Here is a 26,637-nt window from a genome sequence, read left to right as displayed (position 1 = left end):
GTCGTTTCAGGAAACATCGTCCATGTCGCTTCACATTGCCTCCTTGCCCAGAATGGGCAGCCTCGCGCGCAACGGCGCGTTCGTCATGCTTGCGGCGATGCTGATGTTTTCGCTCAACGATGTCATGGGCAAATGGCTTGTCGGGACCTATTCCGTCAGTCAGTTGATGACGATCCGAAGCCTCGCGGCACTTATCATTCTGGCGCCGCTGATCGTCAAGCGTGGCTGGCGCAGCTTTGTGATCGTGGACCGACCCTGGCTTCATGCACTGCGGTCGCTTCTTTTCGCCATGGAAGCGTCTGCCTTCTATTTCGCAGTCGCCTATATGCCGCTTGCCGATACGATGACCTATTGGCTGGCAGCGCCGATCTACGTGGCGGCGGCATCGCCTTTCGTGCTGGGCGAGAAGGTCGGCTGGCGCCGCTGGACGGCCATCCTGATCGGCTTTCTCGGTGTGGTGATCGCGCTCGAGCCCTCGCGCAACAGCTTTTCGCTTCCGGCCATCATCGCGCTGATCGGCAGCGCCGCCTTTGCCGTCGCAATCCTTCTCGGCCGCACGCTGCGCGAAACGCCGGATACGACGCTCGTCTTCTGGCAGGTCGTCGGTGCATTGATCTTCTCGGTGGCCGGTCTTGCAATTCATCCGGCCGGCTGGACGCCCCCCGATCTGGAGGCAACGATCCTCTTGGGCCTGCTCGGCGTCGTCGCAATGATGGCGCATATTCTCGTCAGCCGCGCCCTGAAACTGGCGGACGCTGCGACGGTCGTGCCGATTCAGTACACCCTCCTTTTCTGGGCCGTGATCTTCGGCTGGATGTTCTTCGGCGATACGCCGCGCTTGACCGTCCTCATCGGCTCGGCACTCATCGTCGCCTCCGGTCTTTTCATCTTTTTCCGCGAACAGCAGTTGAAGAAGCGGCAAGCCTAAGCCCCGGATCACCAACCGGAGCCGCAGACCTCTGTTCACGCGGTGTAGACGGCGTTCATCAGGGTCTTCGTGTAATCCTGCTTCGGCGCATCGAAGATAGCGTCTGTTTCGCCTTCCTCGACGATCTTGCCGTTCTTCATGACGATCACGTAGTCCGACATCGCCTTGATCACGGACAAATCGTGGCTGATGAATATGTAGGACAGGTCATGGGACGTCTGCAGGCCGCGCAGAAGCTCGATGACCTGGCCCTGCACCGAACGGTCAAGCGCGGACGTCGGCTCGTCGAGGATGACGACCTTGGGCTTCAGGATCATGGCGCGGGCAATGGCGATACGCTGCCGCTGGCCGCCGGAGAATTCGTGCGGATAGCGGTTGCGAGCAGCCGGATCGAGCCCGACCTCCTTCAGCGCTTCGATGGCCCGGCGATCCCGTTCGACCTTTGAAAGTTGCGGCGCGTGGACGTAGAGCCCTTCGGTGATGATCTCGCCGACCGTCTGGCGCGGCGAAAGCGAGCCGTAGGGATCCTGGAAAACGAGCTGCAATTCATGCCGCAAGGGGCGCATGGTGCTGCGGCCGAAATGGGAGATATCCCTCGTTTCGAAGCGGATATGGCCGCTAGCCGGCAAAAGCTTCAAAAGCGCTCGCCCGAGTGTCGATTTTCCCGATCCGGATTCGCCGACGATGCCGATGGTCTGGCCCTGCTTCAGGCGCAGGGTGATATCGTCCACGGCCCGGAAGGTGCCGGATGCGCGGCTGAACAGCCCGCCGCCGGTGTGATAATCGACGCAGACATTGCGGCCTTCGAGGATAATGGGCGCGCTGTCGGGCGGCGAAGCCTTGCGACCGCTCGGCTCGGCGGCAAGCAGCATCCTGGTATAGTCCGCCTGCGGCCGTTCGAAGATATCGATAGTCGTCCCGGTCTCCACCACCTCGCCCCGGCGCATGACGGCGACGCGGTTGGCGAAGTGGCGCACGATGCCGAGGTCGTGGGTGATCAGCACCACGGCCATACCGAATTTCTCCTGCAGCGATTTCAGGAGATCGAGGATCTGCGCCTGGATCGTCACGTCGAGCGCGGTGGTCGGCTCGTCGGCGATCAGGATATCCGGCTCGTTGGCAAGCGCCATGGCGATCATCACACGCTGGCGCTGGCCGCCCGATAGCTCGTGCGGGTAGCTGTTGATGCGCCGCGCCGGATCGGGAATCCCGACCAACTCGAGCAATTCCAGCGCCCGTGCCTTCGCCTGCTTGAAGTTGCCGCCACGGTGATGGACGATCGGTTCTGCAATCTGGCGGCCGATCGTGTAGAGCGGATCGAGCGAGGTCATCGGCTCCTGGAAGATCATGGTGATCTTCGCGCCGCGCACGGTGTTCAGCTCCTTCATCGGCAGGCCGATGAGCTCCTTACCGCGATAGCTTGCCGAGCCGATGGCGCGGCCATTCTTGGCAAGCAGGCCCATGATACCCATCATGGTCTGGCTCTTGCCGGAACCGCTCTCCCCGACGATCGCCAGCGTTTCGCCGGATTTCACGTCGAGATCGATGCCCTTGACCGCTTCGACCACGCCGTCAGGCGTATCGAAGGCAACTTTCAGGTTCCGGACGGTGAGGATGGAGTCTGCGGCCATGTCAGCGGTCCTTCGGGTCGAGCGCGTCGCGCAGGCCGTCGCCGGCGAAGTTCAGGGAAAACAGCGTCACGACGAAGAAGATCGCCGGGAAGATCAGGAGCCACGGCGCCGACTGAATGTTGTTGGCGCCTTCAGAAATCAGTGCGCCCCAGCTGGTCAGCGGTGCCTGCACCCCGAGACCGAGGAAAGACAGGAAGCTTTCCAGCAGAATGACCTTCGGCACCACCACCGTCACGAAGACCACGACAGGGCCGATCGTGTTGGGGATGATGTGGCGGCGGATGATCTGCCAGTCGGTGAGGCCGAGTGCCTGTGCCGCTCCAACAAACTCGCGACGTTTCAAGGCAAGAGTCTGGCCGCGCACGATGCGGGCCATGTCCAGCCATTCCACGGCGCCGATGACGAGGAAGATGAGGATGAAGCTGCGGCCGAAGAAGACGACGAGCACGACGACGAGAAAGACGAAGGGCAGCGAATAAAGAATCTCGACGAAGCGCATCATGACGTTATCGACGCGGCCGCCGATATAGCCCGAAGTCGCGCCATAGATGACGCCGACGCCGAGCGAGACGATGCTGGCAAGCAAACCGACGGCGATCGATATCTGACCGCCAAGCATGACGCGAGCGAGCATGTCGCGGCCGTTCGAATCCGTGCCGAAGAAGAAATATTCGCGGCTCACCTTGCCTTCGAGCTTCAGTGTCTTGCCACCGTCTTCGGTGGCAACGACCTGCGTTTCATCGAATTCGTTGGCGCGGTCGAAATAGCGCGTCGTGCGGGGATCGATCTCGCTGTCGGAGGTGACAGTCGCCGTAAAGGCCTGACCTTCCACGGCAAATTCCTTCAGCGTGACGCGGGCGCGGGCAGCGACGCCCTCCATCGCTTCCTGCAGGCTGCCGGCGTTCGGGCGAGCTTCGAGGCTCGGCGGTACGGAGACGTAGGAGGGAAAGACCTGATCGTATTTATGGCTGATGAACAGCGGCCCGAGGAAGGAGAAGAGTGCAATCAGGACCAGAACGACACAGCCGGCCATGGCGGCACGGTTGCGGCGGAAGCGGAGCGCTGCGAGCTGGAACAGACTGCGGCTTCTGGTTTCCGGCAGCGGCGCGAGCGGGGTGTAGACCATATCAGTCATGGCGAACCCTCGGATCAAGAAGGCCGTAGAGAATATCGACCACCAGGTTGAAAACGATGACGAAGATGGCGACCAGCACCACGGTTCCCATGACGAGCGTGTAGTCGCGGTTGATGGCGCCGAGCACGAAATAGCGACCGACGCCAGGGATGGTGAAGATCGTTTCGATCACGGCCGAGCCGGTCAGGAGCGCAGCGGCGCAGGGCGCCAGATACGACACGACCGGCAACAAGGCTGCCCGCATCGCATGGGTGACGACGACCGTACGGGCCGGCAGGCCATAGGCGCGGGCGGTGCGGATATGGTCGGTGTGAAGCGCCTCGATCATCGAGCCACGTGTGAGCCGCGCAAAGACCGCGAGCTGCGGAAGCGCAAGCGCGATCATCGGCAAGATGAGGAAACGCAGCGACCCGTCACCCCAGCTGCCGGCGGGGAGCCAGGCGAGGATGACCGCAAAGATCAGGGTCAGAACCGGACCGACAACGAAGTTCGGCACGGTTACGCCGATGGTCGAGACCGACATGATCGCAAAATCGAGAATGCTGTTTTGCCGGAGCGCGGCGATGGTGCCGGCAAGCACGCCGCCGATCAGCGCCACCAGCAGCGCATAGAAGCCAAGTTCGAGCGAATAGGGCAGGCCCTTCGCGATCAGTTCGGCAACCGTGTTGTCCTTGTAGATATAGCTTGGCCCGAAGTCGCCGGTGACAGCATTGGTGATGTAAGTCAGATACTGGCGCCAGAGGGGTTGATCGAGCTGGTAGGTCCGCATCAGGTTCGCCATCGTCTGCGGCGGTAGCGGTCTCTCCAGATTGAACGGGCCGCCCGGAGCGAACCGCATCAGGAAGAAGGAAATCGTCACGACGATAAACAGCGTCGGCACAGCGCTCGCGAGGCGGCGCAGGACGAAGGAGATCATGGGGTAGCCCTCCGGCCGGAAGCCATGGCGGCATGAGGCTGCCGCCATGGTTCGGATCGTTTGTTATTCTTCGACGCTCAGGAAGCGCGTCAGGTGCTGGTTGGCAGCGTTGTCCTGCCAGCCCTTGACCTTTGAGGCGACGAGCCACAGGTCGGCCTGGGTGAGGAACGGGGCGACCGGCTGTTCCTTCATCATCAGGGCTTCGGCTTCATGCAGGATCTTCGATCGAGCCGCTGCGTCGGTTTCCTCATAAGACTTCTTCATGAGGGCATCGAATTCCGGATTCTGATAGTGCCCGTAATTGAAGGTCTTGTTGGTAGAAACGCTGAGCGCCAGGAAATTTTCAGCATCCGCATAGTCGGCAACCCAGCCGGCGCGGGCGACGTTGAACTTGCCGCCCTCCTGCAGGTAGGCGTAGTGCGACGACACGTCGAGGTTCACCAGCGACACCTTGGCGCCAAACGTGTTCTTCCACATATCGGCAACGGCGGTTGCGACGCGCTCGTGGTTCGGGTTGGTGTTGTAGCGGATTTCAATTTCGAGCGGCTTGCCGCCTTCACCGTAGCCGGCTTCCTTCATCAACGCGATGGCCTTGTCTTCGCGATCGAGCTGCGACAGCGTGCCGAAATCGGCCTTGGACGGCTCGCCGTAGGTCTCGATGCCCGGAGGTACCATCGAGTAGGCCGGGATCTGCGATCCGGAATAAATTTCCTTGGCAAGGAAGTCGCGATCGACCGACATCGACAGCGCCTGACGGACGCGCACGTCGCTATAGGGTTCCTGACGGGTGTCGAAAGCGTAGTAGTAGGTTGCGAGCGTCGGCGAGATATGCACCTGATCGCCATAGGATGACTTCAGGCGCTCGATCTGGTCGGCCGAGAAGTTGTAGACGAGGTCCATTTCCTTGGCTTCGAAACGGCGAACCGAGGCGGCCTGATCGTCGATCGGGTAGAAGATGACCTTGTCGATCTTGACGTTGGCGGCATCCCAGTAATTGGCATTCTTTTCGGTCGTCAGGCTGTCGTTCGGCGTATGAGCAACGAGCTTGTAGGCGCCGTTGGATACCATCACGCCCGGTTTGACGAAATCGGTGCCGTTCTTTTCGACGCTGGCCTTGGAAACCGGCAGGGCCGTCTGGTGCGCGAGCAGTTCGAGGAAGAAGGGGGTCGGGCGCTCCAGGGTGATCTCAAGCGTCTTGTCGTCGATGGCCTTGACGCCGAGCTGGTCGAGCGGGACCTCGCCCTTGTTGGCCTTTTCCGCATTCTTGATGGGGAAGAGGATATTGGCATAGCCGGCAGCGGTCTTCGGGTCTTCGACGCGCTGGAAGGAAAAGGCGAAGTCGGCCGCGGTTACCGGAGAGCCATCCGACCACTTGCCGTTTTCGCGGAGTTTGAAGGTGTAGACGGTACCGTCATCTGAAACGGTCCAGCTTTCGGCGGCACCTGGGATGATCTTGCCGGCCGCGTCGTAAATCGTCAGGCCTTCATAGAGATCCTTCAGGATGAACTCTTCGATGTTGATCGAGGTGTGAGCCTGATCGAGCGTCTGAGGTTCACCGGCATTGCCGCGGTGCAGGACCGTTTCAGCAAGGGCCGGGCTTGCGCCGATCAGAATAGAGCCGAGCAGCACTGCGGCACGGACGTTCAGTTTCATCGAGATCATTTTGTTATCCTTCCCCTTTTGTTTTAGGTTCGAAGCGGCGAGAGAATGCCAAAATTTCTGCAAAGGCAAGGCCCAGATTTTGCGGTAAAGCTGTAACCCTCGCGTCAATCCGGCTAAATCAACAGCTATGAGTTGTGCATGCGGATGTCGTCGCTGCGACGCGGATATATGCACGAAGCGACATGCGGAAGTTAGGGCAGGCGGGTTGGCGGACAATGTCCAAGCAAGAAGAAAGACAAGTTCAGGCACCTTACGTAATATGTAAAATGCTTCGACCCAATTCTTGACATTATCGTACGTCGCCTCATGGCTGTTCAGCGCCCGTCGGCGCCGATCTGGTTAAAATGTGACCACAACCGAAAAGGGAGTAAATTTAGGGCAAAATTTAATTTAGGCATCAAGATTTAAGCGCTGTGAATAAAAAGCGCTTCCTGATTTGATGGCAAAGCGTTGCCAAAAAATGCTCATCCACTATTGTTTGCCTGCATTTGCAGGGGAGGCTTATGTTCGGTTCGCCGTCCCTTTTCGAAGGGGTACTCATTCTGGAGAAAAACCCCCACCGCCGATCACTTGGGAGATTTGAGAATGGCATTGATTACCTTGCGGCAGCTGCTCGACCACGCCGCCGAGAACAACTACGCGCTTCCGGCCTTCAATGTGAACAATCTCGAATATATCCAGGCGGTTATGCGGGCTGCGGATGCGACGGATTCGCCCGTGATCCTGCAGGCGAGCCGTGGTGCGCGCGCCTATGCCGGCGATGCCTTCCTGCGCCATCTGATCCTGGGCGCTGCCGAAGAGTATCCGCATATCCCCGTCTGCCTGCATCTCGACCATGGAGATCAGCCATCCACTTGCATTTCGGCAATCACCAACGGCTTCACCTCCGTCATGATGGACGGTTCGCTGCTCGCCGACGGCAAGACCATTGCGAGCTATGAATACAATGTCGGCGTCACCGCAGAAGTCGTGAAGATCGCCCATGCGGCCGGTGTGTCCGTCGAAGGCGAGCTTGGATGTCTCGGCAATCTGGAAACCGGCGTCGGCGACAAGGAGGACGGTCACGGCTTTGAGGGCAAGCTGTCGCGTGAAGAGCTGCTGACGGACCCCGATCAGGCTTTCGATTTCGTCGAGAAGACCGGCGTCGATGCGCTCGCCGTTGCGATCGGCACCAGCCATGGCGCCTACAAGTTCACCCGTGCGCCGGATGGCGAAATTCTCTCGATCGACACCATCGCCAAGATTCACAAGCGCCTGCCCAACACGCATCTGGTCATGCATGGTTCGTCGTCCGTGCCGGAAGACCTGCAGGAACTGTTCAATGAATATGGCGGCCAGATGAAGAAGACCTGGGGCGTGCCGGTTGCGGAAATCCAGAAGGCGATCCCGCTCGGTGCGCGCAAGGTCAATATCGACACCGACCTTCGCCTCGCCTTTACCGGCGAAATCCGCAAGCATCATCTGCAGCATCCGGACAATTTCGACCCGCGCAACTATCTGAAGCCGGCGATCGCCCGCATGTCGGAAGTCTGCAAGGAGCGCTTCATCGCCTTCAATGCTGCCGGCCAGGCCTCCAAAATCCGCGTCAAGCGCCTGCCGGATATGGCTAAGAGCTACGGCAAAGCTGCCTGATAGACTGAGACAAGCCCGTCGCATTCGTCTCAGCAATGCTTCGCAAGGGCATCCGTGCGGCTTTGTCTGAAGCCGCGCCGTGTTTTGTCGGAATGGATATATCCTGATGCCAGATTTGCAGCCCGCTTCTGAATCTCGCCTTGTGGTCGTTATGGGAGTCAGCGGTTGCGGCAAATCCTCGGTCGGCGAACGCATTGCGATGGCGTTTCAGTGTGAATTCGTCGAAGGAGATGCGCTCCACCCGGCTGCCAATATCGAGAAAATGAGTGCCGGCATTCCGTTGACGGATGATGACCGCTGGCCATGGCTGGATGCGATCGGCCGGAAGATTTCGGAGAGCCGCACTCGACGTGAAAGTCTTGTCGTGTCCTGCTCTTCCTTGCGGAAAGTGTACAGGGACCGGCTGAGATCAGCGGCGGGCGGTAGACTTTGGTTCGTGTTCCTGGAGGGGCCACGCGAGGTACTAAAGGCGCGCATGCGGGTGCGACCCGGACATTTCATGCCGGCCTCACTTCTTGATACGCAGTTGGCAACGCTGGAGGTGCCGACGGGAGAGCCCGGCGTGATCACGATCGATCTGAGGCTGTCTCTCGACGAGATTGTTTCAGAGGCTCTGTCGGGTCTTGGCAGCGGGACATACATCGGGTGAGCGTCGTTGATAATTTTACCAGTGAAAAAATGCTTTACAATTGAGACATCGTTTGGTTTGTCAGATCGGCAAGGCGGCATTGCCGCGACGGATTTTTGGGAAGAGACATCATGAAACTTTTGCGGTACGGGCCGGAAGGCTCCGAAAAGCCTGGCTTGCTGGACAAGGACGGCAAGATCCGTGATCTGAGCGGCGTGATTGCCGACGTCGGCGGCGCTGCGATCAGCGATCTCAGCTGGGCGAACGGCCTCGATATCGACAGCCTGCCGGTCGTTGAGGGCGACCCGCGCCTCGGCGCATGCGTTACCGGAACGGGCAAGTTCATCTGCATCGGCCTCAACTATGCTGACCACGCTGCCGAAACCGGCGCCACCGTTCCGCCGGAACCGGTGATCTTCCAGAAAGCGACCTCCGCCATCTGCGGCCCGAACGACAATGTCATCATTCCGCGCAACTCGGTCGCGACCGACTGGGAAGTTGAACTCGGCGTCGTCATCGGCATGAAGGCGAAGTACGTTTCGGAAGCCGAAGCGCTTGAGCATGTCGCCGGCTACTGCGTCATCAACGACGTTTCCGAGCGTGATTTCCAGACAAAGCGCTCCGGCCAATGGACCAAGGGCAAGTCCTGCGACACCTTCGGCCCGACCGGCCCCTGGCTCGTCACGCGCGATGAAGTGGCCGATCCGCAGAACCTGAAGATGTGGCTGACCGTCAACGGCGAAACCAAGCAGGACGGGTCGTCCAAGACCATGGTCTATGGCGTCGCCCATGTTGTGAGCTATCTCAGCCAGTTCATGTCGCTGCATCCGGGCGATATCATCTCGACCGGTACACCTCCGGGTGTCGGCATGGGCTTCAAGCCCCCGCAATACCTGAAAGCCGGCGACGTGATCGAGCTCGGCATAGAGGGTCTTGGCACACAGAAGCAGACGGTTATCGCGGACTGATTATCCGGCCGCATTAAAAAACAGGGCGCGGTGTTTCGGCTCTGCGCCCATTTTCATGTTTCCAGCTTCAGCGTTACCCTGTCTGCAGCAAAGCGGCTGCGGGAAAACTGCACCGGAACGCCATCCGGGTCGGCATTGACGGCAACCGTTTCGAGAACGATCGCGCCGGCTGAAAGCTTGAGCGTCGCAAGTTCGTCGGCATCGGCGTGACGGGCTATGATTTCTGTCGAGATGCGAATGTAATCCGGCAGGCCGTGCGCCGCGAAAGATTTGGTGATCGAACCAAGCCTGCCGAAATGTTCGGCCATGTCGGGAAACCGAGCTGCCGGAAAATAGCTTGTCGCATAGGAGACCGGGCGGTCGTCGGCCGCGCTGGTGGTGTCCATGCGGATCAAGGGCGTGCCCAATGGCAGGTTGAGCGCGGCGGCAATCTCCGATGTTGCCGGCAACTCGTCATGCGCAAGAAGTATTGAGCGGATATTGCGCACCTGGTTGCTCAAGCCTTGCGATAGGCGGGTGCGGCGGGAGATCGGAAAGCTCAGCCTTTCTTTGCGGCGAACCATGGTGCCCCGCCCCTGGATTGCCTCGACGAGCCCCTCATCCGCCAGTGACGCCAGCGCGCTGCGCACCGTATGCCTGTTGACGCCGAACTGGGACGCGAGCTTTATCTCCGGTGGAACCATGCCGGTCTTGTCATAGTCGCCATTCGAAATGGAAAGCCGGATTCGATCGGCGATCTGCCGCCAGAGCGCGACGCCGATCTGACGTTCGACCATTTTTTTCTGCACCATGTCACACGTCCGTCACGCAAGAGGGATATTTGAATAATTAGATGTATGGTTGTCTACATTAATAGACATTTCGGACGAAAGCAATGGAAACGAACACGCAAGAGCTTAATTCGGTGCAGAACGCCCGCAAGCGGATGATCAGTCTGCTCGCCAAGGCTACCCGACAGGAGCTTGAAACCGAACTCCTGACGCTGGACGCGACGCCGTCCCACGACGTGGTGCGTGGCCCGGAAACGGGTCTCGTCATGGTGCGTGGCAAGATTGGCGGCGGCGGTGCCCCGTTCAACCTCGGCGAAGCAACCGTCAGCCGTGCCACGATACAGCTTGCATCGGGCGAGGTTGGTCATGGGCAGGTTCTCGGAACCGATGGTCGCAAGGCGTTGCTCGCCGCCCTGTTCGACGCTTTGGGCCAGGAGGAGAGGCACGCCTCTTCCGTGGCTGCGTTTGTCGATCGCGTCGAGGCACGCATCTCGAACGAGGATCGCAAGCGCGCGGAACAGACGGCTGCCACCCGCGTCGATTTCTTCACCATGGTTCGCGGAGACGACTGATGAGCCTGACCACCGACAACAATGGCGCCGCCGCCTATCGGGGCGGTTTCGGCAACCCCGTTCTGCAAGGACAGGGTGTGTTTCGCATCGTGATGGATGCGATGGCGCGGCCCGGCACCATTCGCTCGCTTGAGCCCGCCATTGCCGGCGTCAAGCCGCCATCACCGCTCTGCGTGGCTGCCGGTGCCGTCGCCTTGACGCTTTGCGATGCGGATACGTCCATATGGCTGACGTCGGCTCTACGGCAATCTGCGGCGAAAGCGTGGGTCGGTTTTCATACGGGCGCAGCTTTTACGGAACAGAGGGCGGAATCGCGCTTCGCGTTTGTCGAAAAAGGCGGCGTGGTTCCCGGCTTCGGCCAGTTTGCCTTGGGCACGCAGGAATATCCGGATCGCTCCACAACGCTCGTGCTGGAGATAGAAGCCCTTTCCGGCGGCATGCCCATGACGGCAAGCGGCCCCGGTATTCGCGAGGCTATCGAATTTTCGCCACGCGGTTTGCCGGATGTCTTCGCGGCGCTCTGGGCCGAAAACCGGGCGCTGTTTCCCCGCGGCGTTGATCTCATTCTTGTGGCCGGCGCCGATATTGTTTGCCTGCCGCGCACCACCAAGCTTGAACGTCGGGAGGGTTGAGCATGTATGTTGCCGTCAAGGGCGGAGAAGCCGCCATTGCCAATGCCCACCGCCTGCTCGCCGATCGCCGTCGCGGTGATCGTTCGTTGCCTGCTATTTCGATTGACCAGATCGTCGCCCAGCTCGGGCTTGCCGTCGATCGTGTGATGGCGGAAGCCTCGCTTTACGATCGGGCGCTTGCCGCCCTCGCCGTCCGGCAGGCGCGTGGTGACATGATCGAGGCGATTTTCATCCTTCGCGCATACCGCACCACGTTGCCGCGCTTCGGGTCTTCGGTTCCGGTCGATACCGCCGTCATGCAGATCGAGCGGCGCGTCTCGGCCACCTACAAGGATCTGCCAGGTGGCCAACTGCTCGGACCGACCTTTGACTACACGCATCGGCTTCTCGACCCCTCGCTTCTGTCTGATGAAGAGATCGACGGTCCTCTCGAAAAGGAGCCCCTGTCGGAGCCGCTAATTCGTGTTTTGGACATTCTGGCCGGCGAAGGCCTGATCGAGGAAGACGGCGACCTTCCCCAGGACCATATCCCCGGCGATCTGACGCGCGAACCGCTCGAATTTCCGCTGGAGCGGGATCTTCGGCTGCAGGCTCTCGCCCGTGGGGACGAAGGGTTCCTGCTGTCGCTCGCCTACTCGACCCAGCGTGGCTACGCCCGCACCCATCCCTTCGTCGGTGAGGTGCGCATCGGCGAAGTCGAGGTTGAGCTGGACCTGCCGGAGCTCGGCTTTGCCGTGTCTCTTGGCCGTATCCAGGTCACCGAATGCCAGATGGTCAACCAGTTCAAGGGATCGGCCAAGAGCCCACCGCAGTTCACGCGCGGTTACGGCCTCGTTTTCGGCCAGAGCGAGCGCAAGGCAATGGCGATGTCGCTGGTCGACCGTGCGCTGAGGGCGGAAGAATTCGGCGAGGATATCGTCGCGCCGGCGCAGGATGAGGAATTCGTCATTTCCCACTCTGACAACGTGCAGGCAACCGGCTTCGTGGAACACCTGAAGCTGCCGCACTACGTCGATTTCCAAGCCGAACTGGACCTCGTCCGCCGCATGCGCGCGGAATACGACAAGAAGCAAGCCGCCCCTGAACTGCGGGAGGCGGCCGAATGATCGCTCTCCGATCAGTCGTCCCTGCGGCCGCGATATTCGCCGTGCCAGTAGGCGAAACAGACGCCGGCACAGGCCAGAACGGCCAAAAGCATGGCGACAAAGTTTCCAATATCCATCCCATGGCTCCTTTCCTGTCGAGGGCAACGCGACATGCGCGATAACGTTCCTGAGACCACCGGTCTCGCCACTTACAACTTCGCTTATCTCGATGAGCAGACGAAGCGGATGATCCGCCGCGCGATCCTGAAGGCGATCGCCATACCCGGCTATCAGGTTCCCTTTGCTTCGCGCGAAATGCCGATGCCTTATGGTTGGGGCACCGGCGGCGTGCAGGTCACGGCGGCTATCCTCGGCCCGGACGATGTCCTGAAAGTCATCGACCAGGGGGCTGACGATACCACCAATGCGGTTTCGATCCGTGCCTTCTTCCAGAAGGTCGCCCATGTGGCGGTCACGACGAAGACCCGCGAAGCGACAATCATCCAGACGCGTCACCGCATCCCGGAGGGGAAGCTGACCGAAGGCCAGACGCTGGTCTACCAGGTTCCGATCCCCGAGCCGTTGCGGTTCCTGGAGCCGCGCGAGACCGAAACGCGCAAGATGCACGCGCTTGAAGAATATGGCCTCATGCATGTCAAGCTCTACGAGGATATCGCCCGCAACGGTCATATCGCCACGACCTATGCCTATCCCGTGAAGGTCGAGGGCCGTTACGTGATGGACCCGTCGCCAACGCCGAAGTTCGATAATCCGAAGATGCACAGGTCCGAAGCACTGCAATTGTTCGGCGCCGGCCGCGAAAAGCGCATCTATGCGGTGCCGCCCTTTACCGATGTCGTCAGCCTCGATTTCGAAGATCATCCCTTCGAGGTCCAGAAGTTTGACAAGCCCTGCGCTCTGTGTGGCGCGGAAAATGTTTATCTCGACGAGGTCGTGCTCGATGACAAGGGCGGGCGTATGTTCGTCTGTTCCGACACCGATCATTGCGAGGACCGCCGCGAGCATGGCCATGCCGGTCACATGCTGGCAAACAAGGAGGCCGCGGAATGACCCCGCTTCTCAAAGTCAACGACATCTCGAAATTCTACGGCAGCCGAGTCGGATGCCGGAATGTTTCCTTCGAGCTCTGGCCCGGAGAAGTGCTGGCCATCGTCGGGGAATCCGGATCAGGCAAGACGACGCTGCTGTCTTGCATTTCCACCCGGTTGATGCCGACATCCGGCACGGTCGAGTATCATATGCGTGATGGGCAGTACCGCGATCTCGCCCGCATGGGTGAGGCCGAGCGGCGCTTCCTGATGCGCACCGACTGGGGTTTCGTTCACCAGAACCCGGCAGACGGTCTGCGCATGACGGTTTCGGCTGGCGCCAATGTCGGCGAACGCCTGATGGCGATCGGTGACCGCCACTACGGGAAGATCCGCGAGACGGCGATCGATTGGCTGCAGCGGGTCGAAATCGACGAAAGCCGCATCGACGACCAGCCGCGCGCCTTCTCCGGTGGCATGCGTCAGCGCCTGCAGATCGCCCGCAATCTGGTGACGTCCCCGCGCCTTGTCTTCATGGATGAGCCGACCGGCGGTCTCGATGTCTCGGTTCAGGCACGGCTTCTCGATCTGGTGCGCAGCCTCGTGCACGACCTCGGCCTTTCGGCGATCATCGTCACCCACGATCTCGCCGTCGCCCGTCTGTTGTCGCACCGGATGATGGTGATGAAGGATGGTGTGGTCATCGAACAGGGCCTGACGGACCGCGTGCTCGACGATCCGCGTGAGCCCTATACCCAGCTTCTCGTTTCCTCGATCCTGCAGGTGTAATTATGGCCACTCCCCTGGTTGTTTCCGATGTCGCCAAAAGTTTTACGATGCATCTGCGTGATGGCATCCGCCTGCCCGTGGTCTCCGGCGTTTCCTTTTCCGTGAAGAGCGGCGAATGTGTCGTACTTGGTGGGCCCTCGGGCGTCGGCAAGAGCTCTATCCTGAAGATGCTCTATGGCAACTATGCCGTCGATGCCGGCCAGATTCTGATCGAGCATCGCGGCCAGCGTATCGATATCGCCAGTGCGGCGCCGCGGGCTGTTCTGGAGGTGCGGCGCGATACGCTCGGCTATGTCAGCCAGTTCCTTCGCGTGGTTCCGCGCGTTTCGGCCCTCGATGTGGTGGCTGAGCCCCTGATGGCGCGCGGTGTCGCCGCTGAGGATGCACGCGAAAAGGCTGCGGATCTTCTGAGCCGGCTCAATCTGCCGAAGGATCTCTGGCAGCTGCCGCCGGCAACCTTCTCGGGCGGCGAACAGCAGCGCGTGAACATTGCCCGTGGCTTCATCACGGATCACACCATTCTCATTCTCGACGAGCCGACCGCTTCGCTCGACGCGCGAAACCGTGCAGTCGTGGTCGAGATGATCCGCGCCAAGAAGGAGGCTGGCGTCGCGCTCCTCGGCATCTTCCATGACGAGGAGGTGCGCGACGCCGTTGCCGATCGCATACTTGATGTTTCGGCCTTCTCGCCAAGGAAGGTTGCGGCATGACCAAACTTTCCGAAGCGCCTTTGATCAGCCCGACGGCTCGCGTGGTTGACAGCACGATCGGCCGTTACACCGAGATTGCCGAGCGATGCCGCATCCATGAAGTCGAGATGGGCGATTATTCCTACATCATGGAAGACGGCTCCGTCTGGTGCGCCACGATCGGCAAGTTTGCCAATATCGCCTCTTCCGTGCGGATCAACGCCACCAATCATCCGGTATGGCGTCCTACCCTGCACCACTTCACCTATCGCGCCTCCGATTATTGGCCGGACGCCGACATGGATCAGGATTTCTTCGCCTGGCGGCGGGATCATCGTGTCGTCATCGGCCACGATGTCTGGATCGGCCACGGCGCGACCATCCTGCCGGGCGTTTCGGTGGGCAATGGTGCCGTCATCGGCGCGGGTGCCGTCGTCTCAAAAGATGTCGCCCCCTACACGATCGTCGGCGGTGTGCCGGCCCGCCTGATCCGCGAGCGTTTCGGTTCCGATATCGCGGCACGGTTTGAAAAGCTCGCCTGGTGGGATTGGGATCACGGCAAGCTCCGCGATGCGCTCGATGATTTTCGAACCCTTGAAGCCGACGAATTCCTGCGTCGCCACAATGCGTGAGATTTTGACCTCAAAACCCTGAGTTTCATGGGTTTGGAGACTGTTACAAAACAAACATGAAACTGACATTCCCGTTTCATCGGACACCTGTACGGCAAACGAGATGCCCATGATGGCGCTGCCGATTAGAGGAAGAGATTCCATGTTCAAGTTGAAGAATGTAACCCGCCAGTTCGGCAAGAAGACAGCCGTAGACTCGGTTACTTTCGACATCCCGCAAGGGCAGATGGTCGGCATCATCGGTCGCTCCGGCGCGGGCAAGTCGACGCTTCTGCGGATGATCAATCGCCTCGCAGATCCCTCTTCCGGCAGCATTCATTTCGGCGATATCGAAGTGTCGCGCCTTAAGGGAGCGGCTCTTCGCCACTGGCAGCGCGACTGCGCGATGATCTTCCAGCAGTTCAACCTCGTGCCGCGCCTCGACGTGCTGACCAACGTGCTGCTCGGGCGGCTCAACCATCGCTCCACCGTGCTCAGCATCCTCAATATGTTCACCCGTGAGGAGCGTATCATGGCGATTGGTGCGCTGGAGCGCCTCGGCATTGAGCAGGTGGCGCTGCAGCCGGCCGGCACGCTTTCGGGTGGCCAGCAGCAGCGCGTTGCAATTGCCCGCGCCCTGATGCAGCAGCCGAAAGTGCTGCTTGCCGACGAGCCTATCGCCTCGCTCGATCCGCTGAACGCCAAGATCGTGATGGATGCCCTGCGCGACATTAACGAACGCGACGGCATCACCGTCGTCACCAACCTTCATACGCTCGATACGGCGCGCAACTACTGTGAGCGCATTATCGGCATGGCCCATGGCCGCGTGGTTTTCGACGGCAAGCCGCAGGAACTGACGGCCGCCGCCGTGAGCGAAATCTACGGCAGCACGCAGATCGAGGAAGGAATGACCTCGACCAGTATCAATATTCCGGGGGCTTTGACCCAGGACAATGAGGAATCCACCGGCCGAAAGCCGCTGGTACTGGCCGGCCTTTAAGCCGGCTTGAAGGATCGTTAGCCCGCGTCAAGGGCAAGCCATTGCAACAGAACGGAAACCCGGTGCGACCGGGATAACAGGAGACGACTGTCATGCTGAAGAAACTTCTCTTGGGCGCCGTTGCCCTCACCGCCCTGGTCGGTCACGTTCAGGCCGAAGACCTCAAGGAATTCCGTGTCGGCATCATCGGCGGCGAAAACGAAGCCGACCGCCTGCGCAACTACCAGTGCCTCGGCGATCATCTGAAGACCACGCTCGGCGTCGAGAAGGTCTCCTTCTTCCCGGCCGCAGACTATGACGGCGTGATCCAGGGCCTGCTCGGCGGCACGCTCGACTATGCCGAACTCGGCGCTTCCGGTTTCGCCAAGATCTACCTCGCCAAGGCTGACGCCGTCGAGCCGATCCTGACCACCGTTCAGACCGATGGTTCGACCGGCTATCACTCGATCATGGTTGCCCGCAAGGATTCCGGAATCACCAAGATCGAAGACCTGAAGGGCAAGAAGCTCGGTTTTGCTGACCCGGATTCGACTTCGGGTTACCTCGTCCCGCTCGTTACCCTGCCGGAAGCCATTGGCGCCCCGGTCAAGGAATATTTCGCTGAAACCGGCTTCGGCGGTGGTCACGAAAACCTCGTTCTCGAAGTTCTGAAGGGCACCTTCGACGCTGGGACGACCTTCGGTTCGGGCGTTGGCGAGTGGAAGGATGGCTACACCTCGGGCAACCTTCACAAGATGGTTGAAAAGGGTCTCGTCAACATGAACGACCTCGTCGAACTCTGGAAGTCGCCGCTGATCCCGAACGGCCCGATCGTCGTTCGCACCTCGATGGATCAGGACATGAAGACCAAGTTCAAGCAGTTCATGCTCGACCTGCCGAAGACCGACGCAGCCTGCTTCTCGGCTGTTATGGGTGGTGATTTCACCGGCTTCACCGAAGTCAACGTCGACTTCTACAAGCCGATCATCGACGCCCGCAAGGCAACGATCGGCGGCTGATCAGTCCTCCCATGAACGCCGGCCGGCTTTCCGGCCGGCGTCTCAATTCCAAGCGATCTGTAAGACCAAACAGTCGAATTCGCCGGAGACGTAAACGGCATGTCCGTGCTTTCACCACAGTTGAGCGACAGCGGTGCGCTCGTCGAGCGCCATTGGCAGGAACTGAGCCGGCGCCGGCGAACCTATACCATCCTTGGTCTGCTCGCTCTTTTTGTCGCCCTCTCCGGCTCGCTCTGGTTTGCCAACGAAACCAATGCCGGCAAGTTCTTCGACCGGTTGCCGCACCTTTTCGATTTCGTCGGCGATCTCGTGCCGCGAGATGGCATGGAGGTTGTTCGCGCGCTGTTCGACCTGCCGTCGCCCTATGACGACGGCAGCTTCAAATACAACTATCCCGAAGGTCGGCTCTATATCACTGACACGATCTACATCCCGGAATACTTTTACAAGATGCTGGAGACGCTCAATATTGCGATCTTCTCCACCATCATCGGCATGTTTTTCGGCTTCCTTCTCTGCTTCTTCGCCGCCAAGAACCTGATGCCGAATTTTCTCGTGCGCGGTGTCGTGCGACGTTTCATGGAAATCCTGCGCGCGTTTCCGGAGGTCGTGATCGCCGGCTTCTTCCTGGCGATCCTTTCGCTCGGCCCCATTCCGGCGATCATCGCCGTCTCGATCCACACGATCGGCGCCCTGGGCAAGCTGTTCTTCGAAGTCGTCGAAAATGCCGACATGAAACCGGAGGAAGGTCTTCGTGCCGTCGGCGGCAATTGGGTGGAGCGTGTCTGGTTCGGTATCGTGCCGCAGGTCCTGCCGAATTTCATGAGCTATTTTCTGCTGCGCCTTGAGATCAACGTGCGTGCCTCGACCATTATCGGCGCCGTGGGTGGCGGGGGAATAGGCGAGTTGCTGCGTCTCTCGATCGGCCAGGGCCATGAAGCAAAGACGCTGGCGATCGTCCTTCTGTTGCTCGCCACGATTATTGCCGTCGATCAGTTTTCCGCCTGGCTGCGCCGTCGCCTCGTTGGCGATCAGGCCTTCCAACTGGCCCATTAGGAGCGTGACATGAGCGGACATCCGATGATCAGCGCGGCCGAAATGGAAGCGATCAGCGCCCGCCACCCGGCTTTGGTCAAGGGCTCGAACCATAGCCGGATTCGCACGATTGCGCTCGTGGCAGGGCTCGTTCTGTATATGCTCTACAGCTGGTGGTTCTTCGCCATCGGTGGGGTGCTTGGCAACGCCAACTGGAATATTGCCGGAACCTATCTGGCGGACTGGGTTTCCTACGAAGTGCGACCTGATGTGCGCATTGCCGGCGATGGCACGATGCAGGTAACCTATCCGCGCTTCTCGCCTCTCGGCCCGAATGCCTCTCCGGATTGGGTGCGGCTTGAGAAAGAGACGGTGACGCGGACGGTGGAAACGCCAGCAGCGACCGAGCAGGCGGCCCCGACGCAGAAGAACAGTTCGTCCTTCAGCTTCATGGCGCCCGGCGCCGCGACGGGGGGCTCCCCTCAGACTGAAACTGCGGCAGAACCGCAAACCCGTACCGAAGAGGTCGTGACACGCGCGGAAATTGTCTTCAACAGCAGCACGAGCATCACCGTTGCGGATCGCGCGGCAACGGCGACCCATGCCGGCGAAACCCTGCAGGTCCGCCTTGATGGTCCGGGCAAGGTCATCGCCGAGGGTGCGCTTCCGTCTTGGGCGACGCAGCCTTATCCCGGCGAAAAAATCACCCTTGCTTTCGGTTTTACCGGCTGGGCGGATATCGATGCCGACAAGGTTTCCATCCACAACCGTTTCCTCGGCTGGGCCAACTTCATCTTCGATACAAATTCGCCCTTCTTCGGAAAATCCTATTCCGAGATCATGAGCCTGATCTTCAGTGGCGAACGCATCGATCCCGATATGTCCAATCTGGCGCTGGCCTGGGACAACATCCTCTACAATTCCGAATGGCAGCACCTCGATGTCTGGACCAAGCTTCTGCAAACCATCGTCATGGCCTTTGTCGGTACGCTGTTCGCCACGCTGATCGCCTTCCCGCTGTGTTTCCTCGCGGCGCGCAATATCACTCGAAACTTCGTGCTAAACCAAGCAACGAAGCGCCTCTTCGATTTCCTGCGCTCCGTCGACATGCTGATCTGGGCGCTGTTCTTCACCCGTGCCTTCGGCCCGGGGCCGCTTGCCGGTATCTCCGCGATTTTCTTTACGGATACGGGCACGCTCGGAAAACTCTATTCGGAAGCACTTGAGAATATCGACGACAAGCAGCGTGAGGGCGTGAAATCCGTCGGTGCCGCACCGCTTGCTGTCCAGCGTTTCGGTGTGTTGCCGCAGGTTCTGCCGGTCTTCGCCAGCCAGGCGCTCTATTTCTGGGAATCGAACACCCGCTCGGCCACGATCATCGGTGCCGTCGGTGCCGGTGGCATTGGCCTGAAGCTCTGGGAAGCGATGCGCACGAACTCGGATTGGGAAAACGTCGCCTATATGGTGCTGCTGATCCTGATCGTCGTGTTTATTTTCGACGGCGTTTCGAATCTGCTACGTTCTCGCCTGATCGGGAAACGGGCACATTGAGGAAGATGTGGCTCGGCGGACGAGCCACCACGAGAATGTCGGAAAGCCGGTATAGCCACGCGCTTGACCGCCGCCGGTTGTTCGACGCTGAAGGATTTTGACGTGCGTTACGCCCTCTATTTCACGCCCCCGGCTGATGACCCGCTGACGATGGCGGCGGCGACCTGGCTCGGTCGCGATGCGTTTCTCGATGGCAATGTTGCGATGCCAGTTGTCGATGGTTTTGCTCCGGAAGAGATGAAGGCATTGACGGAAGACCCGCGCCGCTACGGTTTTCACGCGACGATGAAGGCGCCGTTCACGCTGGCTGAGGGCCGGAGTGAGGGCGAGTTGCTACAGGCGCTGGACGAGTTTTCTGCGGAATGCGAGGCTTTCGAGATTCCGGAGATCAAGGTCGGGCAAATCGGACCGTTCTTTGCGCTGGTACCGGCGGGGCTCTGCGCGCCGCTGCAGGCGTTTGCCGGGGAGACCGTGCGCCGCTTCGAGCCTTTCCGTGCGCCACTTTCGCCCGAGGATATCGCGCGCCGCAAGCCGGATAAGCTTTCGCTTGCCCAGCGCGACAACCTGAAGAACTGGGGTTACCCATACGTCTTCGACGAATTCCGTTTCCACATGACGCTCACCGGTCCGGTGCCCTCGGTGAAGCAGCCTGCGATGCAAAATGCGCTGGTTGAGGCCTTTGCCGGCTTTGTCGATAAGCCGCTTTCGATCACGACGCTCGCGCTGTTCGTCGAGCCGCGACGCGGCGCGCCTTTCAAAGTTCACTCCCTCATGCCGCTTGGCGGCACATCGACACGAAAGATTGCCTGAGATGGAACAGATTTTCTCAAACGCCCGTATCGTCCTTGAAGACGAGGTCATCCATGGATCGGTTGTTATTCGTGACGGCAAGATCGCGGACATTTCCGAAGGCATGAGCACCGTCGGTGAAGATTTCGAGGGCGACTATCTCATTCCTGGACTGGTCGAGTTGCACACAGATCACCTCGAGGCCCACTATTCGCCGCGGCCCGGCGTTCGCTGGCTGAAGATTGCGGCGATCCAGGCTCATGACGCTCAGGTCGTGACGTCCGGCATCACCACGGTTTTCGACTGCCTGCGCATGGGTTCCGACGAAGATGGCGGCTTCGAAAAGGGCGAGATGCGGGCGATGGCCGATGCCTTGGCTCAAGCCTCGCGCGAAGGCCGCCTGCGTGCCGATCACCGCATTCACCTGCGATGCGAAGTCTCGACCGACAACGTGCTCGATCATTTCCAGGAATTCGAAAACGATCCCCAGGTCGGTCTCGTCTCCCTGATGGACCATGCGCCCGGTCAACGCCAGTTCCAGACCATGGAACAGTACACGCTCTACTACAAAACCAAGCGCGGCCTTTCGGACGAAGCTTTTGCTGCTTTTGTCGCGCGCCAGCAGGCCCTATCCGCCAAATATGCCGAACCGCATCGTACCGAGATTGCGCGCCACTGCGCCGAGCGCGGCATTGCAGTGGCCAGCCACGACGATGCGACCCTGGCTCACGTCGAAGAATCGATCGGTTTCGGCGTTCGCCTCGCGGAGTTTCCGACGAGCTTCGAAGCTGCGGAGGCATCCCATGCGGCCGGCCTCAGCGTGCTGATGGGTGCCCCGAATATCGTTCGCGGCAAGTCCCATTCCGGCAATATCGCGGCGAAGGATCTGGCCGAACGCGGCGTTCTCGACGTGCTGTCGTCGGACTACGTTCCGTTCAGCCTGATCCACGCGCCCTTTGTGCTGGCGGATGAAGTCGAACGGGTCAGCCTTCCCCAAGCCATCGCCATGGTCACGGCAACGCCCGCCCGTGCGGTGGGTCTCAATGATCGTGGTCGCATCGAAACGGGCCTGCGTGCCGATCTTGTGCGGGTTGAGCGCATAGACGGCGTTCCGGTGGTTCGCTCCGTCTGGCGCGAAGGCAAGCGGGTGGCGTGATGTCCGCTGAAGCAGGCGTCGGCACGCTCATCGTGGTCGTTGGCCCCAGCGGGGCCGGCAAGGATAGCGTTATCAATTATGCCCTCGATCGTCTTTCCGGCGCCCGGGTTGAGCGCGTTCGGCGGGTCATCACCCGCGCGAATGACGCGGGCGGCGAGGACCACGAGGCAATTTCCGTAGCCGGGTTTGAAGAACAGCGCGCTCTTGGTGCCTTTGCCGTTTCCTGGTCGGCCCATGGGCTATATTACGGCATCCCAAAGGAAACAAAGGCGCGGCTGGCGGCAGGGGAAATCCTAATCGCCAATGGCAGCCGCAGCGCTCTACCCCTCTTTCGCGCGACGTTCTGGCCGATGAAGGTCGTCAACATCATTGCCTCGCCGGAAGTGCTCGCAAAACGGTTGATCGCGCGGGGGCGGGAGAGTGAAGAGGAAATCTTCAACCGCCTCAGCCGGCGTGTCCCGACGTTGGCCCATGAGCCGGATGTAACCACGATCGACAACAGCGGGCCACTGGCGATCGCCGGCGATATGCTGACGATGATGATCCAGGCCTTGCAGCAAGGCCAGGTTCGTCAAAAAGCCTGAAGGGATCAGTGCCTATAGCGAGCAGTCCAGGAAATACCACTGGTCAAGATTGGCGCGGATCACCGGTTCGATGGCGTCGTTCAGCAGCACGACATCTTTCACCAGCCGGTCGCCGGGCGTTTCTTCCGGTGGCAAGGTGATCGGCGGCAGTGCAAAAGCTTCGAAATAGGCCCCTTCCTTGCGGCGGATGTAGCCCGGGCAGATCGTTGCGCCGGTCATGCGGGCAAGCCGGGTAACGATCGCGAGATTGCCCTCGAGATGCGGCGGCCGACCCAGGAACGGGCCGCGGATTTTGCCCTGAACGCCCTCGTCGCAAAAGATCGAGATCACGCCGCCGTTCTTCAGGATTTTCAAAGCCGGCCGAATACCGTCCTTGCCCGGCGGCATCAACTTGTAGCCGAGCTTGATGCGCAGCCGATCGGCGATCCAGGCGCGGGCGCGACCGGTCGGCGGTGTATAGTTCGCCGAGGGTTCAAAGCCGATTTCCACGAGTTTCGGCCCGAGAATTTCCCAATTGCCGAGATGGAGACCGACCATGATCACAGGTCCCTTGCGCTTGGCTTCGATGATCCAGTCGACATTGTTCCAGATCACCCGCTTCGAAGGCTTTGACAGGCGTTCGATGAGGGAGAATTCCGTCATCACCCGGCCCTGGTTTTCGATGTTCCGTTGCAGAATGGCCTTTCGTTCTTCCTCGGAGGCATCAGGCAAGAGCAGCTTCAGGTTCCGCTCGGCTTTTCGCAGGGCGCCCTTATGCCAGCGCGGCATCGCGAAAGCGCCAAGACGCGCGCCGATTGCCGAACACAGGTCCGTCGGAAGCAGTTTCAGGCCGAAATGCGTTGCAAGTTCCAGCCCGTTCTGGATGTTGTCCGTCACATGATACTTGAAAGCAGCCTGCCGCCGCGGCTTGTCCCGGAAGAAATCGGAAAACGGCGGCACGGGGGGCGCTTCATACACCCAGGCCTGTCTTTTCTTGGCGGTGACCTTCTGCGTCTCGGGGGCCATTATCACACCTTTTCCCGGCGATGGATGGTAACAGGAAGACCGCCGCGCGGCCTGAGCGTCAAGCGGCATTGCGGCTCGACCCTGAGATCGTCGGCCACACGTATACGGAAACGCTGCGCCAGAATCGCAAGGCAGAGAATCGCTTCATTAAGGCCGAACTGCAGACCCGGGCAGACGCGGGGGCCGGCGGCAAACGGGATGTAGCTGTAAGGGATCGGGCGCTTGTCGCCGAGAAACCGTTCCGGCTTGAACAGGTGCGCGTCCTTGAAGAACGCTTCCGTGCGGTGCAGAATCCACGGCACGATCAGGATGAGCGACGCCGGCTTGACATCCAGATCGCCGATACGGTCTGCTTCGGTCGCCTGCCGTGCAAGGATCGGCACCGGCGGATAGAGCCGAAGTGTTTCCTCGATCACGGCACGACACCACTCAAGATTGGGTAGATCATCCATGGTCGGCGTGCGATTGCCGCAGACCTCGGCCAGTTCGTCGTGAACGGCTTTTTCGATCCATGGCGCGCGCGATAGCAGATACCAGGCCCAGGTGAGGGTCGCGGCCGTCGTTTCATGCCCGGCCATGAAGATCGTGGCGGCCTCATTGCGCAACGCGACAACATCCAGCTTAAGTTCCGGGTTGCGCTGCTGGCGACGCACGAGAAGCTCGACCATCGACTGGTCATCGCCGCGGCCGGCAAGATGGTCTTCCACCACCTTGTCGATGATCTTGTGAATGCGGGACACGGAGCGACGCAGTTTGGGTGTGCGCAGAACCGGCAGGCCATCGTCGAAACCGAGGAAATAGCCGAGGTTGATCGAGTCGATCAGCGACTGGTAGCTCTCGAACCCTTCGGACACGGCATTGGCCGCCTCTTCGCCCAGATCATTGCCGAAGACACTGCGCGAGATGATTTCCGCTGTCAGTCCCGCCATCTCAAAGAGCACGTTGACTTCCGCGCCATCGGGCAAAGCATTCCAGCGCTCCACCATTTCATCCGCCGTTTTCTCCATGATCTTGCCGAAGACGGGTAGGCGGTTCTTGTGAACGATATCGTTGACGAGGGGACGTCGCTGCTTCCATGTCTCGCCATCGGAGATGAACAGGCCGTCACCGAGCAAAAACTCCAGCGCGCGGCGCATCTGCGGCGTCTTGCGTTCAAAATTTTCGTGACGCTTGGCGACGACATAGCGGATGGCATCCGGCGAATTGACCAGAACCAGTTGTCGGCCAAGGAGCTTGATGGACGTGACCTGGTCTTCGTAGTCCGTCTTGCGCCATATGGAGAGAAAATCGTGCCGGGCTTGCAGGATCAGGCGGAGCGGATTGGATTTGCCTCTGAAAAAATTGGAGTGGGCCGGTTCGAGTGAGTTGTCCCGCCGCTTCTCGATGATGTCAGTCGATGGACGCAAATTACGGAACATGAACGATCGGCCCCTGCTCAACCACCCCACGTGGTTGAGCATTTCGGATAGCAGTAAACCCGGTGAGCTTACAATGCTCTCGAACGCAAAAGCCCGCCCTCGTTTCCGAGGACGGGCTGCGAAATTCGGCCGTAACCGGCTTACTTGTCGCGGTTGCGGGCTGCCAGCGTGCGCAGGCGCAGCGCGTTGAGCTTGATGAAGCCGGCGGCGTCCTTCTGGTCGTAGGCGCCCTGGTCGTCTTCGAAGGTGACCAGCTTGTCCGAGTAGAGCGACTTGGCGCTCTCGCGGCCGATGGTCATGACGTTGCCCTTGTAGAGCTTCAGCGTCACTTCGCCTTCGACATCCTTCTGGCTGTAGTCGATTGCTGCCTGCAGCATCTGACGCTCCGGCGAGAACCAGAAGCCGTAATAGATCAGCTCGGCGTAACGCGGCATCAGTTCGTCCTTGAGGTGCGCTGCACCCCGGTCGAGCGTGATGGATTCGATGGCGCGGTGTGCGGCGAGCAGGATCGTGCCGCCGGGGGTCTCATAGACGCCGCGCGACTTCATGCCGACGAAGCGGTTTTCCACGAGGTCGAGGCGGCCGATGCCGTTGTCGCGGCCGTAATCGTTTAGCTTGGCCAGCAGCGTTGCCGGAGACAGGCGCACGCCGTTGATCGAGACGGCATCACCCTGCTCGAAGCCGATCTTGATGATCGTTGCCTGATCGGGCGCCGCTTCCGGGGAAATGGTACGCATATGCACGTATTCCGGAGCCTCGAGGGCTGGGTCTTCCAGAACCTTGCCCTCGGAAGAGGAGTGCAGCAGGTTTGCGTCGACGGAGAAGGGAGCCTCGCCCTTCTTGTCCTTGGCGACTGGGATTTGGTGCTGTTCGGCAAAGGCGAGCAAATCGGTGCGGCTCTTGAACGACCAGTCGCGCCAGGGGGCGATGATCTTGATGTCCGGGTTCAGCGCATAGGCGGAAAGCTCAAAGCGAACCTGGTCATTGCCCTTGCCGGTCGCACCGTGGGCGATCGCGTCGGCGCCGGTTTCGCGGGCGATCTCGATCAGGTGCTTGGAGATCAGCGGACGGGCGATCGAGGTGCCGAGCAGGTAGACGCCTTCATAGACGGCATTGGCGCGGAACATCGGGAACACGAAATCCTTCACGAATTCTTCGCGCACGTCCTTGATGTAGATTTCCTTGATGCCGAGCATCTCGGCCTTCTTGCGCGCCGGCTCAAGCTCCTCGCCCTGGCCGAGGTCTGCGGTGAAGGTCACGACTTCAGCGCCGAGCTCCGTCTGCAGCCATTTCAGGATGATCGAGGTGTCGAGCCCGCCGGAATAGGCGAGAACGACCTTTTTCACTTGCTTGTGCGATGCCATGGTTGGTGTCCGTCTGGTCGTGGAGGCGCGGGAACTG

General features: G+C 60.3%; 26 protein-coding genes. 18 read left to right on the top strand and 8 right to left on the bottom strand.

What is annotated here, in order from left to right; genetic code table 11:
- The first annotated feature begins 22 nt into the window (after positions 1-22).
- Positions 23-928, top strand: coding sequence for a DMT family transporter (locus BLX89_RS15305; RefSeq protein ID WP_075291811.1), 906 nt, complete (start codon positions 23-25; stop codon positions 926-928).
- A 35-nt stretch (positions 929-963) separates the two neighbouring features.
- Here BLX89_RS15305 and BLX89_RS15300 read toward each other — a convergent pair whose 3' ends face one another.
- From BLX89_RS15300 to BLX89_RS15285, 4 genes are all read right to left on the bottom strand, one after another.
- A complete protein-coding gene (locus BLX89_RS15300) occupies positions 964-2,559 on the bottom strand; it encodes an ABC transporter ATP-binding protein (RefSeq protein ID WP_075291810.1) in 1,596 nt (531 codons plus the stop codon).
- A gap of 1 nt (position 2,560) precedes the next feature.
- Complete coding sequence (locus BLX89_RS15295) at positions 2,561-3,685, bottom strand: ABC transporter permease (protein WP_425348617.1); 1,125 nt, start codon at positions 3,683-3,685, stop codon at positions 2,561-2,563.
- Between the two features lies 1 nt (position 3,686).
- Positions 3,687-4,610, bottom strand: a complete 924-nt coding sequence (gene oppB, locus BLX89_RS15290; protein ID WP_075291808.1) for an oligopeptide ABC transporter permease OppB — start codon at positions 4,608-4,610, stop codon at positions 3,687-3,689.
- A gap of 63 nt (positions 4,611-4,673) precedes the next feature.
- A complete protein-coding gene (locus tag BLX89_RS15285; protein WP_143523636.1) occupies positions 4,674-6,272 on the bottom strand; it encodes a peptide ABC transporter substrate-binding protein in 1,599 nt (532 codons plus the stop codon).
- Between the two features lie 585 nt (positions 6,273-6,857).
- Here BLX89_RS15285 and fba point away from each other — a divergent pair.
- From fba to BLX89_RS15270, 3 genes are all read left to right on the top strand, one after another.
- Positions 6,858-7,904: a class II fructose-bisphosphate aldolase gene (gene fba / locus BLX89_RS15280; protein WP_075291807.1), complete on the top strand. Its 1,047-nt coding sequence runs from the start codon at positions 6,858-6,860 to the stop codon at positions 7,902-7,904.
- Between the two features lie 106 nt (positions 7,905-8,010).
- Positions 8,011-8,553, top strand: a complete 543-nt coding sequence (locus BLX89_RS15275; RefSeq protein ID WP_075291806.1) for a gluconokinase — start codon at positions 8,011-8,013, stop codon at positions 8,551-8,553.
- A 110-nt stretch (positions 8,554-8,663) separates the two neighbouring features.
- Positions 8,664-9,500, top strand: a complete 837-nt coding sequence (locus BLX89_RS15270; RefSeq protein WP_075291805.1) for a fumarylacetoacetate hydrolase family protein — start codon at positions 8,664-8,666, stop codon at positions 9,498-9,500.
- Between the two features lie 53 nt (positions 9,501-9,553).
- Here BLX89_RS15270 and phnF read toward each other — a convergent pair whose 3' ends face one another.
- Positions 9,554-10,288 carry a phosphonate metabolism transcriptional regulator PhnF gene (gene phnF / locus BLX89_RS15265; RefSeq protein ID WP_198935157.1) on the bottom strand — a complete coding sequence of 245 codons (735 nt, stop codon included), beginning with the start codon at positions 10,286-10,288 and terminating at the stop codon, positions 9,554-9,556.
- A gap of 86 nt (positions 10,289-10,374) precedes the next feature.
- Between phnF and phnG the strand changes: the two genes are divergently transcribed.
- From phnG to phnN, 14 genes are all read left to right on the top strand, one after another.
- Positions 10,375-10,842: a phosphonate C-P lyase system protein PhnG gene (phnG, locus tag BLX89_RS15260; protein ID WP_075291803.1), complete on the top strand. Its 468-nt coding sequence runs from the start codon at positions 10,375-10,377 to the stop codon at positions 10,840-10,842.
- Positions 10,842-11,474: a phosphonate C-P lyase system protein PhnH gene (gene phnH, locus BLX89_RS15255; RefSeq protein ID WP_075291802.1), complete on the top strand. Its 633-nt coding sequence runs from the start codon at positions 10,842-10,844 to the stop codon at positions 11,472-11,474. The genes phnG and phnH overlap by 1 nt, the downstream gene beginning before the upstream one ends.
- A gap of 2 nt (positions 11,475-11,476) precedes the next feature.
- Complete coding sequence (locus BLX89_RS15250) at positions 11,477-12,580, top strand: carbon-phosphorus lyase complex subunit (protein ID WP_075291801.1); 1,104 nt, start codon at positions 11,477-11,479, stop codon at positions 12,578-12,580.
- Positions 12,581-12,730: 150 nt separating this feature from the next.
- Positions 12,731-13,630: an alpha-D-ribose 1-methylphosphonate 5-phosphate C-P-lyase PhnJ gene (locus tag BLX89_RS15245; protein ID WP_075291800.1), complete on the top strand. Its 900-nt coding sequence runs from the start codon at positions 12,731-12,733 to the stop codon at positions 13,628-13,630.
- The gene (phnK, locus tag BLX89_RS15240; protein ID WP_075291799.1) at positions 13,627-14,397 is read left to right on the top strand and encodes a phosphonate C-P lyase system protein PhnK; all 771 of its coding nucleotides are present in this window, start codon (positions 13,627-13,629) and stop codon (positions 14,395-14,397) included. The genes BLX89_RS15245 and phnK overlap by 4 nt, the downstream gene beginning before the upstream one ends.
- 2 nt (positions 14,398-14,399) lie before the next feature.
- The gene (gene phnL, locus BLX89_RS15235) at positions 14,400-15,107 is read left to right on the top strand and encodes a phosphonate C-P lyase system protein PhnL (RefSeq protein WP_075291798.1); all 708 of its coding nucleotides are present in this window, start codon (positions 14,400-14,402) and stop codon (positions 15,105-15,107) included.
- A complete protein-coding gene (locus BLX89_RS15230; protein ID WP_075291797.1) occupies positions 15,104-15,718 on the top strand; it encodes a DapH/DapD/GlmU-related protein in 615 nt (204 codons plus the stop codon). Before phnL ends, BLX89_RS15230 begins: the two co-directional genes overlap by 4 nt.
- Positions 15,719-15,860: 142 nt before the next feature.
- On the top strand, positions 15,861-16,700 hold the full coding sequence (phnC, locus tag BLX89_RS15225) for a phosphonate ABC transporter ATP-binding protein (protein ID WP_075291796.1): 840 nt from the start codon (positions 15,861-15,863) through the stop codon (positions 16,698-16,700).
- Between the two features lie 92 nt (positions 16,701-16,792).
- Positions 16,793-17,698 (top strand): phosphonate ABC transporter substrate-binding protein, encoded by a 906-nt coding sequence (gene phnD, locus BLX89_RS15220; protein ID WP_075291795.1) that lies wholly within the window; start codon positions 16,793-16,795, stop codon positions 17,696-17,698.
- Positions 17,699-17,797: 99 nt separating this feature from the next.
- Positions 17,798-18,754, top strand: a complete 957-nt coding sequence (gene phnE, locus BLX89_RS15215; protein WP_075291794.1) for a phosphonate ABC transporter, permease protein PhnE — start codon at positions 17,798-17,800, stop codon at positions 18,752-18,754.
- 9 nt (positions 18,755-18,763) lie between these two features.
- Complete coding sequence (phnE, locus tag BLX89_RS15210; protein WP_075291793.1) at positions 18,764-20,284, top strand: phosphonate ABC transporter, permease protein PhnE; 1,521 nt, start codon at positions 18,764-18,766, stop codon at positions 20,282-20,284.
- A 102-nt stretch (positions 20,285-20,386) separates the two neighbouring features.
- Positions 20,387-21,094, top strand: coding sequence for a DUF1045 domain-containing protein (locus BLX89_RS15205; protein WP_075291960.1), 708 nt, complete (start codon positions 20,387-20,389; stop codon positions 21,092-21,094).
- A 1-nt stretch (position 21,095) separates the two neighbouring features.
- A complete protein-coding gene (locus BLX89_RS15200; RefSeq protein ID WP_075291792.1) occupies positions 21,096-22,229 on the top strand; it encodes an alpha-D-ribose 1-methylphosphonate 5-triphosphate diphosphatase in 1,134 nt (377 codons plus the stop codon).
- A complete protein-coding gene (phnN, locus tag BLX89_RS15195; protein WP_075291791.1) occupies positions 22,229-22,813 on the top strand; it encodes a phosphonate metabolism protein/1,5-bisphosphokinase (PRPP-forming) PhnN in 585 nt (194 codons plus the stop codon). Before BLX89_RS15200 ends, phnN begins: the two co-directional genes overlap by 1 nt.
- Positions 22,814-22,825: 12 nt before the next feature.
- On the opposite strand, the gene BLX89_RS15190 is transcribed toward phnN, so the two are convergent.
- The 3 genes from BLX89_RS15190 to BLX89_RS15180 all read right to left on the bottom strand — a co-directional run bounded on the left by BLX89_RS15190 (position 22,826) and on the right by BLX89_RS15180 (position 26,600).
- Positions 22,826-23,818: a lysophospholipid acyltransferase family protein gene (locus BLX89_RS15190; protein ID WP_075291790.1), complete on the bottom strand. Its 993-nt coding sequence runs from the start codon at positions 23,816-23,818 to the stop codon at positions 22,826-22,828.
- A gap of 2 nt (positions 23,819-23,820) precedes the next feature.
- Positions 23,821-25,236: a cytochrome P450 gene (locus BLX89_RS15185; protein WP_075291789.1), complete on the bottom strand. Its 1,416-nt coding sequence runs from the start codon at positions 25,234-25,236 to the stop codon at positions 23,821-23,823.
- A gap of 140 nt (positions 25,237-25,376) precedes the next feature.
- Positions 25,377-26,600, bottom strand: coding sequence for an argininosuccinate synthase (locus BLX89_RS15180; RefSeq protein WP_075291788.1), 1,224 nt, complete (start codon positions 26,598-26,600; stop codon positions 25,377-25,379).
- Positions 26,601-26,637: the final 37 nt, after the last annotated feature.

This window comes from Pararhizobium arenae (assembly GCF_001931685.1).
Lineage (GTDB): Bacteria > Pseudomonadota > Alphaproteobacteria > Rhizobiales > Rhizobiaceae > Pararhizobium > Pararhizobium arenae.
This window is presented reverse-complemented; position numbering and strand designations above follow the sequence as displayed.

Coding starts and splice junctions, on each gene's coding strand:
- BLX89_RS15305 (WP_075291811.1), top strand. CDS start 23: ATGTCGCTTCACATTGCCTCCTTGCCCAGAATGGGCAGCCTCGCGCGC.
- BLX89_RS15300 (WP_075291810.1), bottom strand. CDS start 2,559: ATGGCCGCAGACTCCATCCTCACCGTCCGGAACCTGAAAGTTGCCTTC.
- BLX89_RS15295 (WP_425348617.1), bottom strand. CDS start 3,685: ATGGTCTACACCCCGCTCGCGCCGCTGCCGGAAACCAGAAGCCGCAGT.
- oppB (WP_075291808.1), bottom strand. CDS start 4,610: ATGATCTCCTTCGTCCTGCGCCGCCTCGCGAGCGCTGTGCCGACGCTG.
- BLX89_RS15285 (WP_143523636.1), bottom strand. CDS start 6,272: ATGATCTCGATGAAACTGAACGTCCGTGCCGCAGTGCTGCTCGGCTCT.
- fba (WP_075291807.1), top strand. CDS start 6,858: ATGGCATTGATTACCTTGCGGCAGCTGCTCGACCACGCCGCCGAGAAC.
- BLX89_RS15275 (WP_075291806.1), top strand. CDS start 8,011: ATGCCAGATTTGCAGCCCGCTTCTGAATCTCGCCTTGTGGTCGTTATG.
- BLX89_RS15270 (WP_075291805.1), top strand. CDS start 8,664: ATGAAACTTTTGCGGTACGGGCCGGAAGGCTCCGAAAAGCCTGGCTTG.
- phnG (WP_075291803.1), top strand. CDS start 10,375: ATGGAAACGAACACGCAAGAGCTTAATTCGGTGCAGAACGCCCGCAAG.
- phnH (WP_075291802.1), top strand. CDS start 10,842: ATGAGCCTGACCACCGACAACAATGGCGCCGCCGCCTATCGGGGCGGT.
- BLX89_RS15250 (WP_075291801.1), top strand. CDS start 11,477: ATGTATGTTGCCGTCAAGGGCGGAGAAGCCGCCATTGCCAATGCCCAC.
- BLX89_RS15245 (WP_075291800.1), top strand. CDS start 12,731: ATGCGCGATAACGTTCCTGAGACCACCGGTCTCGCCACTTACAACTTC.
- phnK (WP_075291799.1), top strand. CDS start 13,627: ATGACCCCGCTTCTCAAAGTCAACGACATCTCGAAATTCTACGGCAGC.
- phnL (WP_075291798.1), top strand. CDS start 14,400: ATGGCCACTCCCCTGGTTGTTTCCGATGTCGCCAAAAGTTTTACGATG.
- BLX89_RS15230 (WP_075291797.1), top strand. CDS start 15,104: ATGACCAAACTTTCCGAAGCGCCTTTGATCAGCCCGACGGCTCGCGTG.
- phnC (WP_075291796.1), top strand. CDS start 15,861: ATGTTCAAGTTGAAGAATGTAACCCGCCAGTTCGGCAAGAAGACAGCC.
- phnD (WP_075291795.1), top strand. CDS start 16,793: ATGCTGAAGAAACTTCTCTTGGGCGCCGTTGCCCTCACCGCCCTGGTC.
- phnE (WP_075291794.1), top strand. CDS start 17,798: ATGTCCGTGCTTTCACCACAGTTGAGCGACAGCGGTGCGCTCGTCGAG.
- phnE (WP_075291793.1), top strand. CDS start 18,764: ATGAGCGGACATCCGATGATCAGCGCGGCCGAAATGGAAGCGATCAGC.
- BLX89_RS15200 (WP_075291792.1), top strand. CDS start 21,096: ATGGAACAGATTTTCTCAAACGCCCGTATCGTCCTTGAAGACGAGGTC.
- phnN (WP_075291791.1), top strand. CDS start 22,229: ATGTCCGCTGAAGCAGGCGTCGGCACGCTCATCGTGGTCGTTGGCCCC.
- BLX89_RS15190 (WP_075291790.1), bottom strand. CDS start 23,818: ATGGCCCCCGAGACGCAGAAGGTCACCGCCAAGAAAAGACAGGCCTGG.
- BLX89_RS15185 (WP_075291789.1), bottom strand. CDS start 25,236: ATGTTCCGTAATTTGCGTCCATCGACTGACATCATCGAGAAGCGGCGG.
- BLX89_RS15180 (WP_075291788.1), bottom strand. CDS start 26,600: ATGGCATCGCACAAGCAAGTGAAAAAGGTCGTTCTCGCCTATTCCGGC.